Source organism: Paenibacillus sp. HB172176, from assembly GCF_011947265.1.
Classification (GTDB): domain Bacteria; phylum Bacillota; class Bacilli; order Paenibacillales; family Paenibacillaceae; genus Pristimantibacillus.
On record NZ_JAATHD010000004.1, the window covers coordinates 99714 to 117835 of the forward strand.

Annotated in this window: 15 protein-coding genes; 8 read left to right on the forward strand and 7 right to left on the reverse strand. The window is 54.8% G+C overall.

The genetic code is table 11. From position 1 onward, the window contains the following. Positions 1-10: 10 nt before the first annotated feature. Together HFP08_RS07740 and HFP08_RS07745 are read right to left on the reverse strand one after the other, a co-directional pair. A complete protein-coding gene (locus HFP08_RS07740) occupies positions 11-1033 on the reverse strand; it encodes an ABC transporter permease (protein ID WP_240941181.1) in 1023 nt (340 codons plus the stop codon). Beyond that, a complete protein-coding gene (locus HFP08_RS07745) occupies positions 996-2510 on the reverse strand; it encodes an extracellular solute-binding protein (protein ID WP_168120017.1) in 1515 nt (504 codons plus the stop codon). The genes HFP08_RS07740 and HFP08_RS07745 overlap by 38 nt, the downstream gene beginning before the upstream one ends. A gap of 283 nt (positions 2511-2793) precedes the next feature. Between HFP08_RS07745 and HFP08_RS07750 the strand changes: the two genes are divergently transcribed. From HFP08_RS07750 to HFP08_RS07765, 4 genes are all read left to right on the forward strand, one after another. Further along, the gene (locus tag HFP08_RS07750) at positions 2794-4530 is read left to right on the forward strand and encodes a sensor histidine kinase (protein WP_168120018.1); all 1737 of its coding nucleotides are present in this window, start codon (positions 2794-2796) and stop codon (positions 4528-4530) included. Further along, entirely contained in the window at positions 4527-6191 is a 1665-nt protein-coding gene (locus HFP08_RS07755; RefSeq protein WP_168120019.1) for a response regulator, read from the forward strand. The genes HFP08_RS07750 and HFP08_RS07755 overlap by 4 nt, the downstream gene beginning before the upstream one ends. A 171-nt stretch (positions 6192-6362) precedes the next feature. Then, on the forward strand, positions 6363-6512 hold the full coding sequence (locus HFP08_RS07760) for a hypothetical protein (RefSeq protein ID WP_168119960.1): 150 nt from the start codon (positions 6363-6365) through the stop codon (positions 6510-6512). Between the two features lie 94 nt (positions 6513-6606). Further along, positions 6607-6768, forward strand: coding sequence for a hypothetical protein (locus HFP08_RS07765; RefSeq protein WP_168120020.1), 162 nt, complete (start codon positions 6607-6609; stop codon positions 6766-6768). Between the two features lie 115 nt (positions 6769-6883). Here the strand turns inward: HFP08_RS07765 and HFP08_RS07770 are convergent, their stop codons facing one another. Genes HFP08_RS07770 through HFP08_RS07780 form a run of 3 tightly spaced genes read right to left on the reverse strand, consistent with a single transcriptional unit; the run spans position 6884 to position 9097 of the window. Beyond that, the gene (locus tag HFP08_RS07770) at positions 6884-7057 is read right to left on the reverse strand and encodes a hypothetical protein (protein WP_168120021.1); all 174 of its coding nucleotides are present in this window, start codon (positions 7055-7057) and stop codon (positions 6884-6886) included. Between the two features lie 23 nt (positions 7058-7080). Next, the gene (locus HFP08_RS07775; RefSeq protein WP_168120022.1) at positions 7081-8202 is read right to left on the reverse strand and encodes an SGNH/GDSL hydrolase family protein; all 1122 of its coding nucleotides are present in this window, start codon (positions 8200-8202) and stop codon (positions 7081-7083) included. A 16-nt stretch (positions 8203-8218) separates the two neighbouring features. After that, positions 8219-9097, reverse strand: a complete 879-nt coding sequence (locus tag HFP08_RS07780; protein ID WP_168120023.1) for an AraC family transcriptional regulator — start codon at positions 9095-9097, stop codon at positions 8219-8221. A 142-nt stretch (positions 9098-9239) separates the two neighbouring features. Here HFP08_RS07780 and HFP08_RS07785 point away from each other — a divergent pair, with 142 nt between their 5' ends. The 4 genes from HFP08_RS07785 to HFP08_RS07800 are packed head-to-tail and all read left to right on the forward strand — an operon-like array spanning position 9240 to position 15617. After that, positions 9240-10181, forward strand: coding sequence for an N-acetylneuraminate lyase (locus HFP08_RS07785; RefSeq protein ID WP_168120024.1), 942 nt, complete (start codon positions 9240-9242; stop codon positions 10179-10181). Continuing rightward, positions 10182-11564 carry an FAD-dependent oxidoreductase gene (locus tag HFP08_RS07790; protein WP_168120025.1) on the forward strand — a complete coding sequence of 461 codons (1383 nt, stop codon included), beginning with the start codon at positions 10182-10184 and terminating at the stop codon, positions 11562-11564. A gap of 32 nt (positions 11565-11596) precedes the next feature. Further along, a complete protein-coding gene (locus tag HFP08_RS07795) occupies positions 11597-12643 on the forward strand; it encodes a sialidase family protein (protein WP_168120026.1) in 1047 nt (348 codons plus the stop codon). A 34-nt stretch (positions 12644-12677) separates the two neighbouring features. Beyond that, on the forward strand, positions 12678-15617 hold the full coding sequence (locus HFP08_RS07800; protein WP_168120027.1) for a polysaccharide lyase 8 family protein: 2940 nt from the start codon (positions 12678-12680) through the stop codon (positions 15615-15617). Between the two features lie 103 nt (positions 15618-15720). Here HFP08_RS07800 and HFP08_RS07805 read toward each other — a convergent pair whose 3' ends face one another. Both HFP08_RS07805 and HFP08_RS07810 read right to left on the reverse strand, forming a co-directional pair. Next, positions 15721-17130: a sulfatase family protein gene (locus HFP08_RS07805; RefSeq protein ID WP_206109205.1), complete on the reverse strand. Its 1410-nt coding sequence runs from the start codon at positions 17128-17130 to the stop codon at positions 15721-15723. Next, positions 17127-18122 (reverse strand): glycoside hydrolase family 43 protein, encoded by a 996-nt coding sequence (locus HFP08_RS07810; protein WP_206109206.1) that lies wholly within the window; start codon positions 18120-18122, stop codon positions 17127-17129. Before HFP08_RS07810 ends, HFP08_RS07805 begins: the two co-directional genes overlap by 4 nt.

Genomic DNA, 18122 nt, shown 5'->3' on the forward strand with positions numbered 1-18122 from the left:
ATAGTCTCCTTTACCACAGGCTGGTTTCCTGGAATCTGCGCGCCGCATAATTGGCAGCGATGATCAGGATGAATCCGAGCGCTCCGTTGAATACGCCGATAGCAGTCGCATAGCTGAAGTCTCCGTGCATCAGACCGATTCGGTACGTATAGGTCGAGAAAATATCGGCGGTCTCGAAGGTGAGCGGATTGTAGAGCAGGAACACCTTCTCGAAACCGGTGCCCATCAGACCGCCGATTTCCATGATGAGCAGAATGATGACGACCGGCATCATGCCCGGAAGGGAGACATGCCGCATCTTCCGCCAGCGTCCCGCGCCGTCCAGTTCGGCCGCTTCGTACAAGCTTGGATCGACGGAGGACAGCGCGGCGAGGTAAATAATTGTCCCCCATCCGACGCTTTGCCAGATGCCGGAAGAGACGAAGATGGTGCGGAAAAATTCCGGCTTCGACATGAAATAGACCGGCTCGCCGCCGAACATGCCGATCAGTCTATTGACCAAGCCGCCGTCCGGGGACAGAAACAGGATCAGCATGCTTGCGACTACGACGTTGGAGACGAAATGAGGCAAATAACTGATCGTTTGCACCAGACGCTTGAACGGCTGATGCCGAAATTCGTTCAACAGCAGGGCGAGAACGATGGGAGCGGGAAATCCCCATATCAACGAATACAGGCCAAGAAGAGCCGTATTGCGAAGGAGCTCGGGGAAGTCCGGGTTTTCAATCAGAAAGTAGCGAAAATATTTCAGACCGACCCAATCGCTGGCCCAAACGCCTTGAAAGACGTTGTAGTCCTTGAAGGCGATTACGATGCCGAACATGGGACCATATTCGAATACGGCATAGTAAAGCGCGGCCGGAGCGAACATCAGAAGCAAAATTTTGCTCGCACGCAGCCTTGTTGCCAATCTCGCCATGAGCTTCCACCTCTCCGGAGCATGCTGAAGCAGTCGCGGAAGCGCCTGTGCCTGCGCTCCCGCGCCCCCGTCCGATTTACTTCCACGCCCGCTTGGACGCTTCGTTATAGACATCGAGCACATCGTTCAGACCGAGATCGTACAAGCCTTGCACGTAATCGTCCCACTGTGCGAGAGGCAGCTGGCCGACGATCATCTTGCTGACATTCTCTTGATAGTATTTGTCGATCGACGTCATCTTGAGCGAGATGGCGTCCCGTTCCTGCTTGGACAGCGCGACGCTTCTCGGCGCGGGCGCCAGATGCTTGACCGCTTCCATATACGATTCCTTCTCGTCCTCCGACATCAAGGCGATGTTGGCGTCATTGTCGAACCAGGCCGTCATGGCCGATGTGCGGATGCCGTATTCGTTGGATCGGAACGCTGCATCCTTGACGACGGGCAAGTATTGCTTCATACCGTCCTTGACCTCGTACGTGACGCCTTCCTTGCCCCAGCTCATTAGATCTCTCGCCTTCTCGGTGAACAGCGAATCGATGAAACGGAGCGCTTCTTCCTTGTGTTTGGACGTCGTGGTCACGGTCAGACCTTCCTGATACAAATATTGCTGGGTGTGATAGCCGGTATGTCCGTCACCGCTCGGCGGCGTCAACTGGATCATCCTGAAGTCCGGATTCGAACTCTTCAACGAGTCGAAAAACGTGAAGTCGCCTTGCTCGAACCAGGCATAGCTGACGAAGATTTCGTCCTTGGCAATAAGCTCGTTGCGCTTCTTCATATCCATGTTGCCGAATTCCTGCGGAATCAGCTTGTTCGCATAGGCGTTCGCCATGAACGACAGCAGCTTCTCGAAATTCGCCTCCGCCGGCGCATACTTCCACGACTGATCGGCCTCGTCATAGTACAGGCTGTTGCCGAGCCCGAAGCTAAGCGCCAGCCGGTTCACATCGCCAAGTCCCTCGATGAAGAGCGGGTAGCTGTCCGGATACAACGACTTTAATTTCATCAGCACATCGAACAGTTCGTCGTACGTCTGGGGCTCCTTCAGGCTATGCTTGTCGAACACATCCTTGCGGTAGACGAGCATGCTGTCGACATCGCCGAAGGGGCCGTATGCCGGATGCATGAACAGCTTGCCTTCGGAGGACAGCAGAGCTTCGGTTTCCGCCGGATGTTGTTCCATGAAAGCTTGCAGATTAGGCATGATGTCCCGGTAGTCAAGCAGATTGACGAGCGCCCCGTCCTCGCCGCTCTTGTTCACGATATCCGGTCCCGACATCCACATCATGTCGGGCATGTCGCCGGAAGCGATCACGAGCGGTATCGCCTCCCACCAGTTCCCCTGGAAGCCGCTGACTTCGAGTTCGACATTCGCGTTCTCGCCAAGCCAGTCATAGATGGGCCAGTCCGGATTGAGCGGCATAGCGGGATGATTCTGCACCATCATCGTCAGTTTGACCGGCGCGGCCTTCTTGCCGCCATCTGTTGTGCCGCTTTGGCGCGAAGGCGCATCGTTCCCGGAGGAACAAGCCGATAACAGCGTCATTAAGCCGAGACCAAGGATCAAGGCTTTACTCCCTTTATTGGACATGTAGTCAATCCCCTTCTCGTCGTATTGTTTTGCCTGATTTCATTGTATAACGGAGCTGGATGGACGCGGTATTAATGAATCGATAGACACTTGTATCGCTGTCATGCATTTGAGGCGTTTGGGCAGAGAGGACCTCTTCCCCCAACAGGTATGAATCGGTTAACCAATTGCGAAATCCGTTAAGCTCGGCCCTTTCTCTTTTCTACTATAATGTAAGAAAGGGATAGAAGATGCGCCGGGAGGGGGAAGCGTTACGATACGCCATTGGAAACGATTTATTGCAATGATTGTACGTCCAACGATTCTGGGAAAGCTGATTGTCAGCTTGCTGCTGATCGTGATTCCGTTGTATGCCCTCAATTACATGTTGAACAATCTGGCTACCGGGAAAAATCGTGAGGAAATAACGGCGACGCTGCAGAACTCGGTGAAGTCCTACAACAATATCGTCAGCGGGGAGTTGATTCGGATTCGGGAAATGCTGGATGCGTTCTCCCGGGATGTCGCGGTTGCCCATGCGAATACGGCCGTGAGCGGCTCGGATTCCGCTCTGCAAGCCCAACTAACGGATTTCCGCAAAGACCTGAACCGAATTCAGTATTCCAGCCGCTTCATTACGGACACGGTCGCTCTGCTCCCCCAGTTGCAAACGACGATAAGCTCTACAAAGGGCATGAAGAGCAGCGTCGACCAGGAGGAATATGCGTCGCTTAATCACTATTCGACTTCGTTCGTCACGGCGGGGAAGCAGTTGTTCGTCAGCGTGCCGTACGACACGAGAAACAGCGTTAGGCCCATCCGTTTCATACTGGCGGTCAACCTGTCCAGCTCGCATATCGCGGCTTATCTGTCGCAAATCATGAACTTCAAGGGCGGCGGCGCCCTGTACTACAGTGCCGGGGAAGAGTGGGAGATTGCGACGCAAGAGAGAACGGGGACGGCCGAACAGTTAAAGAAGGAGCTTGCGGCCTTCGATCCTACCAGGGGGTTGGCGGTCCCGGAAGTACGAACGATACGATTGAATGACGAGCCGTATATCGTCGCGTATCAGCGCTCTTCACAGCTGAATACCATTCTGGCCGCGTATGCCCCCAAAGCGGAAATCTATCAATCGCTGGGCGTCTACCGCAAATGGTTCTATGCGATGTCGGCTATCTCTGTCTTGATCATCATGCTCTGCTCCTTGTGGCTGTACAAGCTGATCCACAAGCCTCTGCGCAATATCGTAGGCGCCATCCGCAAGGTTGAGAGCGGCGATTTGCGATTCACGATCATGCATGGCGGCCAGGACGAATTCGATTATCTATACCGGCGATTCAACGATATGATTGGCAATCTCGACAAGCTCGTCCACGTTGTGGCGGATCAGAAAATCGCCAACGAACGCTCCGAGCTGAAACGGCTGCAATCGCAAATCAACCCGCATTTTCTATACAACAATTTCTACGTGCTGCAATCGCTGATACGGATGAAGCGCATCGATCGCGCCGGCGAATTCACCGGATATCTGGGGCAATACTTTCAATTCGTCACCAGACAATCCGCCGACGACATTCCGCTTGAGGAGGACATTGGCCATGCCAAAACCTACGAAGAAATTCAACGGTTCAGCTTCAACGGCCGCATTATCGTCGTATTCGACACGCTGCCTGGAGATATGGCGCGGATTCTTGTGCCTCGCTTGATAGTACAGCCGATCATTGAGAACAGTTACAGACATGCCTTCGAGCACAAGCTTGGGGCTGGACGTATGAGCATACAGTTCGAGCAAGGCGAGAGCATAAGCAGAATCGTAATCGAAGACAGCGGATCGGCGATAAGCGATGAGCGGATCGTCGAATTGGACAAGGCGCTGCGAGAGTCAGCCGCTTCTGCGGCTGAGACGACCGGCATGATTAACGTCCATCGCCGCCTGCGCCTGAAGTTCGGCGGCCAATCCGGTCTGCGCTTGTCGAGAAGCACGCTCGGGGGATTGAAGACGGAGATCGTCATCGACTTGAAGGGGGGCAAGCAGCGATGAAATCATTGCTCGTTGTAGACGACGTAGCCATCATCGCCGACGGATTGCACGATTTGTTCAGCAAGGAATGGAAGGGGCAAGTTCAGGTATACAAAGCTTATTCGGTTCCGGAAGCGTTCGAGCAGATGGAAGCTCACGAAATCGATATCGTCGTTTCCGATATTCGCATGCCGCAATATTCCGGAATTGATCTGCTGAGAGAGATTATTGAAAGGTGGCCGGAATGCAAGGTCATTTTTTTGACCAGCTATCATGATTTCCAATTTGCGAGGGAAGCGGTTACGCTCGGGGTATTCGATTTTATATTGAAAACCGAAGGCGATCAAAGGCTCCTCCAGGCGGTGAACAATGCTCTCGACGAGCTGAGGCAGAAGGAAGAAGCCCGGCGGTTGAGCGCCAAAGTGCAGACCCAGTACAAGCAGGCACTGCCTTCGCTGCAAGAGCAATTCCTGCGTGAAATGCTTCAAGGCATGCATGCCGACGAAGCGTTCAGGCAAGCGCAATTCCGCGATCTGAGCATGCCGTTCCTGCCTGATCAGCCCGCGTTCCTCGCGATCGCGCGCATGGATGAATGGAAGCAGAGCATGACATGGAAGGATAAAGCCCTGCTGAAATATGCCTTCAAGAACATCATGGAGGAGTACTTGTCCCGGAAAGTTCGGATGATTATCCTTGAAATCGGCTCCTCCCATCTCGCCGTCATCTGGCAGCCGGAAGAAGATGGCGACGAAAGGACAGCGCTTAGCCGCGCGTTCCGGTTTTTCTATGGAACGCTCGAGACGGTCCAGAACGTCTGTCATGACCAGCTTAATTTGCATGTTTCGTTCATCCATGGAGCCGAGCCTGCTAGCTGGGAGGCGCTGGGAAGGCATATGCAGGAGTTGGAGCTGCTGTTGCAAAGCGGCGTCGGCCTCAGCGTCGAATTGCTCACGACCGATGCGGAACTGCTGAACAACCGCTCCAGACAAGGCGAGGACAAGGATCAGAGTGAAACGGCGTACCTTCTGCCCGCAACGACGTTCTCATTGCTGCCGGATCTGCTTGCGGACGGTCAGGAGGAGCGGTTCTTCGAGTTGTTCGACGAACTGTCGGCAACCGTACGGGCAGCCGGCGACAGGCTTGGACCGAAGCTCGAGGCGATTCATATGCTCGCCTCCGCGTTCATCCCCTACATGAACCGAAGAGGTCTGCTGTCCGGCGCGGCAAGGCAGCTGGGCCTTGACAAATGGCCGCCGGTCGAGGAAGATCCCGACTGGAACAGTCATGCCCTCTTCTATCGCAAGCTCGCGCGCTACTTGTTTAATCATGCGGCGAACGAGAGATCGCATGGAAGAGGCAAGCTGATCTACGAGGTTCAGCAGTACGTTCAGCGGAATCTTGGCGGCGACTTATCGCTCACCCGGATCGGGGAGCATGTCCATTTGAATCCAACGTATCTGTCCAGGCTGTACAAACAAATGACCGGCACTGGCTTGTCCGACTACATCATGGAAGTCCGAATCGCCAAAGCGCGGGAGCTGCTCGATGGCAGCAGCATCAAAATCCACGAGATCGCCGAGATCGTCGGCTATCAGTCCGGCATCGCGTTCAATCGTTTTTTTAATCGCATGCTTAATATTTCCCCTCAGGATTATCGCAGAATGAAAGTCGAACGCGATTGACGGACAAGAGGATGAGCTTGGAAGTTAGATCAGAATATCTCTCAAGTATTCGCGAAGGCATCATGAACGAGGCAATTGGATTCAAGGAATGGAATGGATTCTGCATAGAGGGCTTACAACAATTAAGGATAATGTTACAATTATAGGAAAATAGGAGGGGGAGGCAGAGGTTTGGTGGATGTCGTAATCATTCTGTTGCTGCTCGTTATTATTGGGATCCTGCTGGATATGAATAATAAGCTTCCTCGAAGAGATTATGTCAAGGAAGCGATGAAGAGAGATGAGGAACGAAAGAGGAATGAGAACGTAGTAGAGAAATGAAACTGCAGAAGAATGATACAAACTGCTTTGTCATATCATACCCTGTCCCTTGCAGCGCCTGAACGAATTCGCAACATGGAGAGGATGGATGCAGATGGAAACGTTCGGCAGAGGATGCTTGTGGCTCATTCTTGGCTCTCTTGGCTTGTTGGTGCTTGCAATCATTACCCAAAGCTCCATTAATATTCCTATTTTTGTTTTTATCCCAATCGTGATTCTGGTATTCTGGCTGGCCTCAAAGAAAAGCCGAAAATGAGCGTCACCCCTTTCAGCACAACGAATAAGAGGATGAAGCCCTGGGCTTCATCCTCTTATTCGTTGTGCTCCCTAGTTAAGAGGGGGCGCTCTAACGAACGCTGGGAGACTGCCGATTAACTGTGGATTGCCAACTTGCAGAACACCTCAGTCGGCCCGGAGCCCGGAGCTGCAGCGCTGACGATCAGCGCTAGAGCGCTCGACGGCTCGTCGTCCGCAGCGGCAGCTCTTTTCGCGATGAACAGGCAGCCTGGCTCATGTCTTTGATAACGAGCTGGCAGGAGACTCATTCGCCGACTTCCCACGGGGAAGCTCAGTCGTTATCCAAATGCGGCTGAAGCAGCTGTCGCAATGCCGGAGAGAGATTGTCCGCCATGCGCAGGAAGCCCAGATCGGTCGGATGGACGCCGTCCACGGTGCATTCATAGAAGTCTTCCTCTCCAAGCAACTGCTCGCCATCGAAGAAATGAAGCTGGCGAGCCCCTTCCTTCTCAAGCTGCTCGATCGTGCGAAGCGCGATCTTCTTCATGCCAAGTCGCTTCTCCAGCAAGTCCCTCTTGCAGAATTCGGCGGCGAATTTGATTTTGGATACGACCAAGATCGGCACGTCTGGATGCGCTTCGCGAAGGATTCGGATAAATGCCGGCAGCGTTTCTTCATAGAGCTCGACGGATACTGCGTTGGCTTCATAGTCCAGCACGAACAGGGCGGGATCTTCAATCTCGCTGATGGTCCGCGCGACCTCGGGCTCGCCCCTGCCATTTCCCGAGAATCCCAAATTAATGAATTCAAGCGGGATGCGGCGGCTTAAAAGGTTCGGATATGCCATGCCGGGCCGGCTCGCGCAGCCGCCTTGCGTAATGGATGTGCCATAGATGACGACCTTCTTGTCGCTTGCGTAAGGAACGGGCGCTTCCAGGGATGAGCCCTCGTCAATGCCGATCATGATCCGCTTCACGCCTTGATAGAGCGGAAGGTTCAAGGTGACATGCCGCGATTCGCCTTGCGGCAGTTCATAGAGAATAACTTCATAGGATTGCTGCTGACGGTCGAAACGAGCGGTTGAAAGGAACCGCTGCCGCCCGGGCTCTCCGAGATACACGTCGACGCCGCATTGCCCGGTCGCCGGCATATGGTACATATTCGCCGGTGCAGACAACTCGACGGATACGGCCAGCCGGGGCGAGTCGGTTCTGAAGCTGATCTGCCCGCCGGCCGTGCAATTGGCGAGCTGATCGACCGCCGGGGGCAGCGTTTCGCCCGGATTCATCGGCATTCTGCGATATTGCCCCTCTTGGGGATACCAGGCAAAGCCGGACAGACGGAGCGGAGCTTCGTCCGGCGAATGCCAGACAAAGCCTTGAAGCCGGCTCTCGTCCAGCTTCATATTCGGATCGAGCTGCTGCGCGTTTACTTTAGTAGAATGATTGGACATGGCGGAAAAACGCCTCCTATACCTGTTTGTTTTTCATGGTTTTCCTGTAATCGCTGGGGCTTCTCCCCCGGATCTTGAGAAAGCTACGCGAGAAGCTGGAGAAGGAGCCGAAGCCGACCTCCATGGCGATGTCCGTCACGGGCAGGTCGGTGAAGGCGAGCAGGCCGCTCGCATGCCGGATCCGCAGCTCGCGGATGAAATCGATGTAATTTTGTCCAAGCGTTTGTTTGAGCTTTTCGCTCAGATGCGTCGTATTGAAGTGAAAGCGCGCGGCAAGCTCGGACAAGGTCAACGCATCGAGATAGTTCTGATGCACATAATGGATGACATTCCAAATTCCGTTGGCATGAGCGCTTCCCCCGTCCTTGCTGTCCTTGACGGGCGGCCGGTGCCCGCATCGATGCCGATCGAACAGAATTAGCGCTTCGAACAGTCTTGCTCGAAGAGAAACATTCCTCCAGCGCTCGCTCCCCGAATAGTCGAGCGACATCCGTTCGTAGATCGACAGCATTTCACCGTAAGCGGTTTCGTTCAGATGGCAGAAGGGCGCGAGATTGTCGACTTCGTCGAGCAAGGCTCCCATGCCCCAATCGTTATGGCCGGAAGAGAGCAGCAAGCCGAGGTCGAAGTTGCATACCCAGAGCGAGAGCGGCTGCTCGGAGCGGCTGCGATATTCATGAATCTGATAGGGAAGCGTGAAGGTCGCCGTGCCGCGGACCATTTCATGGGAAACCCCGTTGATCCAGCCTGTGCCTTCCCCGTCCAGCACGAGAATAAGCGTCAGAAAATCGCCGCGGTAGGCCGGGACGAAGGTGCGAAGCTTGCGTTCCATGAAGAAAGGAAAGGGGCTTTCTCGGTTCGGATATTCCCACAAGTAACGAGGATAACCACTCATCGGCGTTCTCACCTCTCTTGGTCGTCTTACTTCTGATTATACCGAAAAAATGCAATATGTCCCCTAAAAAATGACCGGCTGACGCCTGTCTGTTCCTTTACTATAGAGAAAGGTAGAATTTCAGCATTGGAGGATTGCGGCAATGAATCACGAATCATTTAAGGGCATCTATACGGCATTGGTCACGCCCATGACGGAGGACGGCGGCCTGGATTTGCCATCTCTGGTCCGTCTGGTGGAGCATCAACTGGCAAGCGGCATTCATGGCTTCTATGTAGGCGGCAGTACGGGAGAAGGCTTCATCCTCTCCAGCGAAGAACGGAAGACGGTGCTGGAAACCGTGTTAAGCGCCAATCGCGGCAGAGGCAAGATCATTGCCCATGTAGGCTGCATAAGCACGGACGAGAGCGCGAGGCTTGCGAAGCATGCCGAGCAGGCGGGAGCGGACGCCGTCTCCGCGGTTGTTCCGTTCTACTATAAGCTTGGCATGGCGGAAATTCGCAAGCACTACGATTGCATCATGCGGGCAACGAAGCTTCCCATGCTTATTTATCATTTTCCCGGCGCGACGGGGGTCAGTCTGTCGATGGACTTCTATGAAGAAATGGCGGCACATCCTCAGTGCCTGGGCGTGAAGTTCACTTCCCTGAATTTGTTCGAAATGCAGCAAATTCGCGCGAAATGCGGTCCCGATTTCCTCATTCTGAACGGCCACGACGAGGTGTACGCAGCCGGGGCTCTCATGGGCGCGGACGGCGCGATCGGCAGCACGATGAATATGATGCCGGGACTGTATGCAGGCATGTTCGACAGCATCCGCCGGGAAGACTGGAAGGCGCTGCGAAATCCGCAAGCGCTTGCAAACGAGATTATCGCCCATATGCTGAAGTTCGACGTTATTCCGTACGAGAAATACATGCTGTATCTTCAGGGCGTCATCGCCAGCCCGAGAGCGCGTCAGCCGCTGACCCAATTGAGTGAGGGCGAAATGGCGGCGATTCGAGCTTATTTCGAGACGAACGGCGTGCTGGGAAGCTACCGCAACGAAGCATCATGGCAAGCGACAGGAAAGGAAGGGATTTAGTTGATCAAACAATATTCATACGACGTTGTTGTCGTCGGCGGAGGCGCTACGGGCATCGTTGCGGCCATGGCCGCCGCCCGGGCGGGAGCAAGGACGGCGATTATCGAATACAACGGCTTCGTGGGCGGCAATGTCATTCCGGGCTTGCCGCTGCTGGGCTATCATAATCAAGACGGTCAGCTTGTTGTGCGGGGGATTGCTTACGAAATCGCCCTTAAGCTCCAGGAGATGGGCGCGGCTACGGAATTTTATCTCGATCCGATTACAAGCGATGTGCTTGGCGTCGATCCGCACTGGTTCAAATATCTGGTCACCAAGATGCTTCGGGAGGACGGCGTCGATTTCTTCCTGCACAGCATGCTGACGGATACGATTGTGGAGGACGGCGCGGTGAAGGGTGTCATGATTCAGAACAAGGAAGGCGGACAATTGTTAAGCGCGGAGGTTGTTATCGATTGCAGCGGCGACGGAGACGCGGCGGTTCGCGCCGGAGCGGAGTATGTGTACGGCAGGAAGGCGGATAACAAAACGCAGGTGTCCACGCTCGTATTCCGGGTTCGCAACATCGACTTCAAGCCGCTGCTGCACTACTTCCGGGAAAATCCGACGCAGATTCGTCCCTGGTCGATGACGGACGAGGTCGTCACGAAGCTGATCGATCAGATGGAGGAGTCCGAGGTATTCGTGCTCGGCGGGTTGCAGCAATATATCGAACGCGCCGTCGCCGACGGCATCCCTTATCCGAGAGCGAACCTGGTCGGCGTATGCATTCCGAAATTCGACCAAATGATCGTCGTGTCAAGCCGAGTGGAGGGTGTGGATCCGAACAACAACCGCAGCTATTCGAACGGCGAGGTGGCGGGGCTGCTTCAGATGAAGGATGTATTCGATTTTCTCCAAAAATACGCGCCGGGCTTCGAGCAGATTCAACTGATCGATACGGGACATCAAATCGGCATTCGGGAGAGCCGCCACATTGTCGGCGATTATCTGCTTACCGGCGAGGATTTGACGGCAAGCAAGCCATTCGACGACGTCATCGCGCTCGGCGGCTATCACATCGATGTGCATTCACCGGATCATAAAGGCATTCAATCGCAAAAGGTCAGCACTTACGAAATACCGTTCTCCTGCCTGCTGCCGAAAGGGCTGGAAGGGATGCTGCTGGCGGGTCGGCCGATCTCGGCGACGCATGAAGCGATGGCTTCGACCCGGGTCATCCCGATTCAGATGGCCCAAGCGGAAGCGGCGGGTCTCGCCGCGGCGATGAGCGTCGAGCAGAGCAAGCCGATTCGCGAGCTGAGCATACGGGAGCTTCAACGCCGTTTGGTCGCCCAAGGCGCGGAGCTCGGACAAGGTCTCGGTCGCCGGACGTTTGATTAGCCTGTCATTCCACACAAGAGGAGAGGATTGTTATGAATAACATGTTGATTGCGCCCGAAGCGGGAGACTTCGGGCTTCCCCGGCTCGTCGTGCCGGCTCCGGCGAATCCGCGGTACTCGCATTTGGGCTGGCCCAAGGCGGTGAGGACGAGGGATGGCGCGATTGTGCTTGCGTATTTGTCGGGAACGACGCATACGACAAACGGTTGTCCCGTTGTGGCGGTTTCCAGAGACGGGGGCAAGAGCTTCTCGGAGCCGCAAGTGATGATGGAATTGCATGACGGCATGGAATTCCATCATTCCGGCAATGTATCGCTCGGCACTGCCTCCGACGGCTCCGTCGTCTTGCTGGCGATGGCGCTGCGCGAGCGCAGAGAGAGCAGCACCATTATCGGCTGGCGCTCGGAGGATTCGGGAGCAACCTGGTCGCGCGTCAATACCGAGCAACTGGAGAACACGGGGGGCAGCGTGTATGGACATGTGTTCGAGGCGCCGGGCAGAGGGTTGGCCGTGACCGGACATTTCCGGGAAGGCTCCGTGCTTAGAGAGCAGGGGCTGTGGATCGCTTTCTCGCAGGATCACGGGAAGTCGTGGGGAGCGCCGCAGGTCATAACCAAGCGCTTCTTGGGTGAACCGGCCTTCTGCAGCGTCCAGGGCAAGCTCGTCGGACTTGCGAAGGGCAGGAAGGGAAGCGCGCTTGGCTATGTGCAGTTCGTATCCGAGGATGGGGGATCAAGCTGGGACATGATGGATTCGGGCTTGAGCGTGGAAGTGAATCCGGCTTCGCCGACCATTATTCCCGACCCGGACAATCCCCATATCGTGTATGCCTTCCAGACCGAACGCGTCATTTCGGAGGATAAGAGCTTGCCAGGACATATTACGCTTTACCGGGCGAATGCGGGCGATTTGCAGTGGAAGAAGGTCGGCGTTATCGCCCAATTCCCGCAGCTGCCGCTCAGACGGGATTTCGGCTACCCCTGGATGACCAAATGCGAGGACGGCACATGGTTTCTCGTGTTCTATGACGGCATATTCGACGGCTCGAATTCACTGTGGGGACTAACGTTAAGCATTTAGCGGCAGGCATATCTGGATAAGGGAGGTTTTTCAAATGTGGAAGCGTTTTCGCATTGTGGTCTTGACCGTACTATCCTTGAACTTTGTCTTCGGATTCGGATTTCACGGGCTCATTCAGCCCGCGTATGCCGCAGATTCATATGACGACCTGCGAATCAAATGGAAGGATTTTTTGACAGGCGGTTCTTATTCCCTGTCGGATCCCGATGTGGCCGATCTTATCACGGAAATAACCGATAACGCGCAAGGCTACTGGAGCACGATGGACACATCCCCGACGCGGGTCTACTTATGGAGCGATCTGGACGATACGGGAGCCGTCAATTCCACCAAATCGAGCAATATGTCAGTGAATTACAATCGGCTTGAGGCAATGGCGCTCGCTTACGCCACATCCGGCTCCAGCCTGTATCAGGATTCGTCGCTGCTGGGGGATCTGATCAGCGCTCTGGATTGGATGCATGCGAACAAGTATAATGCCGGCAGCACCGAAATCGGCAACTGGTTCGACTGGGAGATTGGCACGCCGCTCAAATTGAACGATATAACCGTGCTGCTCTATGATCAGCTTACCGCTGCCCAGATTGACAACTACATGGACGCGATTGAAGCCTTCAACCCAACCGTAACCCTGAGCGGAGCGAATCGGGTCTGGGAATCGACCGTTATTGCCATTCGAGGCATAATCGTGAAGGACAGCGCCAAGATCGCTGCGGCCAGAGACGGCCTGACCGCCGTGTTTGCTTACGTGCCGACGATTGGCGACGGCTTCTATACGGACGGCTCCTTTGTCCAGCATGGTCGATTCGCCTATACCGGCGGCTACGGGGCGGCGCTCATCAGCAACATAGCCAATATTGTCAACCTGCTGAACGGCTCCGCTTGGGAGGTGACGACCGCCGGCTTGCAGCATATGTTCCAGTGGGTGTACGACTCCTTCGAGCCGCTGCTCTACAAAGGAGCGATGATGGACATGTCGCGGGGACGGAACATGTCGAGAAGATCGAGCCAGGATCATTCTGCCGGAGGCGGAGTCGCCCAGTCGGTCATCCAGATCGCGCAGTTCGCTCCGTCGGCGGATGCCGCCAATTTCAAAAGCATGGTCAAATATTGGATACAATCGGATACGTTCCGTCCTATGCTGGACAATATGCGATCGATCTACCATCTTACGCTGGCCAAGGCGATCGTAGCCGATTCATCGATCGTTCCGCGCGGCGAACCCCTCGGCTATTATTCGTTCCCGATGATGGATCGCGCCGTGCAGCGCCGCCCGGATTTCGCATTCGCGCTGAGCATGTCCTCCAAGCGGATTTACAACTATGAATCGCTGAACAATGAAAACTTGAAGGGCTGGTATACCGGCGACGGAATGACCTATCTGTATAACGGCGATCTCGGTCAGTACAGCGATGAATATTGGGGGCTTGTGAATCCTTACCGCCTTCCCGGCACAACGGTCGATACCCGAACGCGGGCGGATAAGGACGGCAATACGTATCTCAGCAGCAAGAACTGGGTCGGCGGGGCGACGGCGGCCGGTATTTACGGAGCGGCCGGCATGGAGCTTGACGCATACGGCAGCACCCTCACCGCCCGGAAGTCGTGGTTCTCCTTCGCCGACAAGATCGTCGCGTTGGGAGCGGGAATCCATTCCACCGACGGAAATGTGATTGAGACGATCGTCGATAACCGCAAGATCAATGAGGACGGGGACAATGCGTTGACGGTGAACGGCTCGGCCAAATCCTCTTCGCTCGGCTGGTCCGAGACGATGAGCGGCGTGAGCCGGATTCATCTGCAGGGCAATGCGGCAGACTCGGATATCGGGTATTATTTCCCCGGAGGAACGACTGTGAAGGGACTGCGCGAAGCGAGAACCGGATCTTGGGAAAGCGTCAATAAATATGTGAAATTAAAGGATTCCACGATTCTTACGAGAAACTTCCTGACGCTATGGTTTGATCATGGGGCAAATCCCGTAAACGGTGACTATTCCTACGTTATTCTGCCGAATGTGACCTCCGCGGAGCTGGACGACTATGCGAGCCATCCTGACGTGGATATTCTGGAAAATACGGATGAAGCGCAGGCGGTCAGAGATCGTTCCGTCCATACGACGGGCTTTAACTTCTGGAACGCCGCGTCCAAGACGGTGTATGACGGCGGGGATCCGGTCCTGACGAGCAGCACGAAGGCATCCGTTGTGATGGTCGAGCAAGAGGATGAGTTGGAGATTGGCGCAGCCGATCCGACGCAAGCCAACAGCGGAACGATCCAGCTTGAAATCAATCAAGCGGCCGCATCGCTGATTTCCGCCGATCCGGGCGTGACGGTCGTTCAACTTCAGCCGACGATCCAGTTAAGCGTGAATGTGTCCGGGGCGAGGGGCAAGACGTTCCATGCCAAATTCGAGAGGGCCGAGAACGTGCTGCTGAGCGACAGCTTCGACGCGAATACGACGGGAGCGGCTCCGTCAGGCTGGACGATCGACACGTCTGGCGGCACAGTCGATATTGCGGACGACCCGTCTTCCGTGAACAAAAGCATGAAGCTAAGCGATACAAGCAGCGCTTCTAGGGTGTCGGCGCTTCATTCGTTCACGGCTTCGAGCTCGGCGGTCACCGCTGAATTCAAAGTGAAGCTGGAAACGACGAGCAGCTTGTACTATATGACGCTGAAATCGGGCTCCGCGGAGGCTATAAGGCTGCGAACGTTCCTCGGCCAGCTTCAGGTCTACAACGGGGGAACCTACACCGATCTGCAGGGGTATTCGCCATCCACATGGTATACGATCAAGATCGCAGCCGATCCGGCTACGGATCTGGCCGATATTTATATCGACGGCGTGCTGGTCCAGTCGCAAGGCGCGTTCGCCGGAGCGGTATCCGACATCGATTCGATTCTATTCGCTACGCATTCCAGCGGCATCAACATGACCATGAAGCTGGATGACATTGAGATTACCAATTAATCGATAGCTTCCGGTTGGTCATTTGCTTTCCGCATACGAGACTGCTTTTCTGAAAAACGAGGCTTGCCAACGGCAAGCCTCGAATCAGAGGGGCTTTCACTGATTAATCGTTCGGTCCATCAGCATCCGCAACAACAAATTTCGATTGCAGCATTTCCGGGAGCAAAGCCGGGGCCGTTCCCAGCTGTTGGTGGTGTGCGATGATTCTATCCGTCAGTTCGTGGATAACGGATGTATATTCCGGCAAGCCGAACAAATTATGCAATTGATTCGGATCCTTCCTGCGGTCAAACAGAATATGATCCCGGAAGGCATGATTCTCTTCCCGCTTCCATCCCCGGCCAACATAGGCCAATTCAAAATCCGGCGTAAATATGCCGGCGCGCGGCACATCGTTGGGATGAATGAAGGCCTCGTCCGTCCATTCGGGCGAATCCCCCCGTAAGAGAGGGGAAGCGTCCCGGCCTTGCTCTCTTCCGCAAGGAGGGAGGCCAAGCAAGCCGAGAAGCGTTTGCTGGAAATCCACGATGCTGACGATCCGGTCAACGACCGATCCCGCCTTCAATTGTTCCGGCCATCGCATGATCAGCGGAATTCGATAAGCCGATTCGTACAAATTGTTTTTTTCCAGCAAACCGTGCTCTCCCATATACTCGCCGTGGTCGGTCGTGAAGATAATCAACGTTCTGTTGTAGATTCCCCTTTTCTTCAAGGTGTCCACTATTTTGCCCACATTGTCGTCGATGCACTTCACTTCTCCGCAATAGCTGGCTTTTATGCGCTTCAACTGCGCTTCCCGTTCCGGATCCTCTATCGGAAAATAGCGGTTTCGTCCCCATTCGTCCTGATCGGCCCAGTCGGGGAGCTCCTCCTGGTAGAAGGAATCCGGCACGGGCATGTCATCCGGCTCAAACATCGTGTCGTATGGCGAACGGACATGGAAGGGCTGATGCGGATCGGGAATGCTGACCATGAACAAGAACGGCTTGCTCCGCGGACGTTCAATGAATTCCATCGTCTTCCGGGTGAGCCAATCGGTCATATACGTATGCTCGTCCCCGATTCGCGCCGACATCTCGAGAGAGCCGTCCGGCCGCTCCAGCACCTCCTTCAAATGGCCGTTAATCATGAAACGGCTGTCCTCGAAGCCCATGGCCATGTTCTTCGGCACGACCTTGCAGTCTTGTCCGTCCAGATGCCATTTGCCGGCGTAGCCCGTCTCGTATCCATGAGCGCCTAAAAGATGGGCGAACGTAATTTCATCCTCGCCTATCGCTTCTCCATTGCGGTACGCCTTGTGATGATGGGGATATCGACCCGTGAGAAAGCTGCCCCGCGCAGGCGTGCAAACCGCGCTGTTGGCGAAGAAATTCGTAAATCGCGCGCCTTCATCTGCAATGGAATCGATATGGGGCGTCGGAATCAAAGTGCCTCCGTAGCAGCCCAACGTCCAACTGCTTTGTTGATCTGTTTGAATAATCAGAACGTTCGGCAGCCGGGAATCGGTCATCATGCCGAATCCCCTCCGGAAAACCAATTCAGATCCCATTCCTCAAGCCACTGGATAACTGGCTTGCCATCTTCCATATGAAGAGGAAGCCATACGTATCTTGAATCTCCAAGGTCGTCCTTCTTCCATCTGTCCGCCAGAAAGATAAAGGCATGCTCGCGGCCTTCCAAACGAAGAACATGCGTGCTTTGGGAATTGAAGGTAAGCTCCGCGTTTTCCCCAGAGCAGGGGTTGCCTGCCGTTTCCCATGGGCCCAGCGGCGAGGCTGCAACGGCATATTGCGCTTGATTCGGATCCCAGCCGGTGCAGCCCGAGGTAATCAGATAATACTTGCTCTCGTGCTTGAACATGGCGGGCGCTTCGCGATATTGATTGACAAAATTTCTCGTATAGATTGCAGTCGGACGGAGATAATCGTCCGAAAGCAGGCAGACATGCAGCGTGCTGTTGTTCTCGGAAGAAAAGAGGAGATAGGCTTTTCCGTCGTCATCCTTGAAAAGCGTCATATCCCTGCTCATGGCATCGTTTGGCCTGCAGCTGCCAAGGTATTCAAACGGGCCGGAAGGGCTGTCCGATACGGCAACGCCGGCCCGCGCGTATTGATAGTCCCGTGTTTCCGCATGCATCCACATGACAAACTTTCGGGTCGCATCATGATAAACGACCTTCGGTCTTTCCAGAACCTTGCTCGTGTGAAGATCATGGTCGGGATCGTCTGCAACCGCCGGAAGAGCCAACCCCTCATTTGTCCAATGGAGCAAATCTCTCGAAGAATAGCAGGATATGCCTGCGAGCTCCGTCTGATAGCGGATAAATCTTTCGCCGTTTTTTCGTACAGCCGGGGTTGCGGTCGTTTCCACGGCTTTATTTTCCCCATACCAATAATACATTCCGTCATGAAACAATATGCCGCCGCCATGAGCCTGAATGGGCTCTCCGGAATTGTCTTTCCAGACCAAGCCCGGCAGAAACTTGCTGTTCGTCTTGATTTCCAT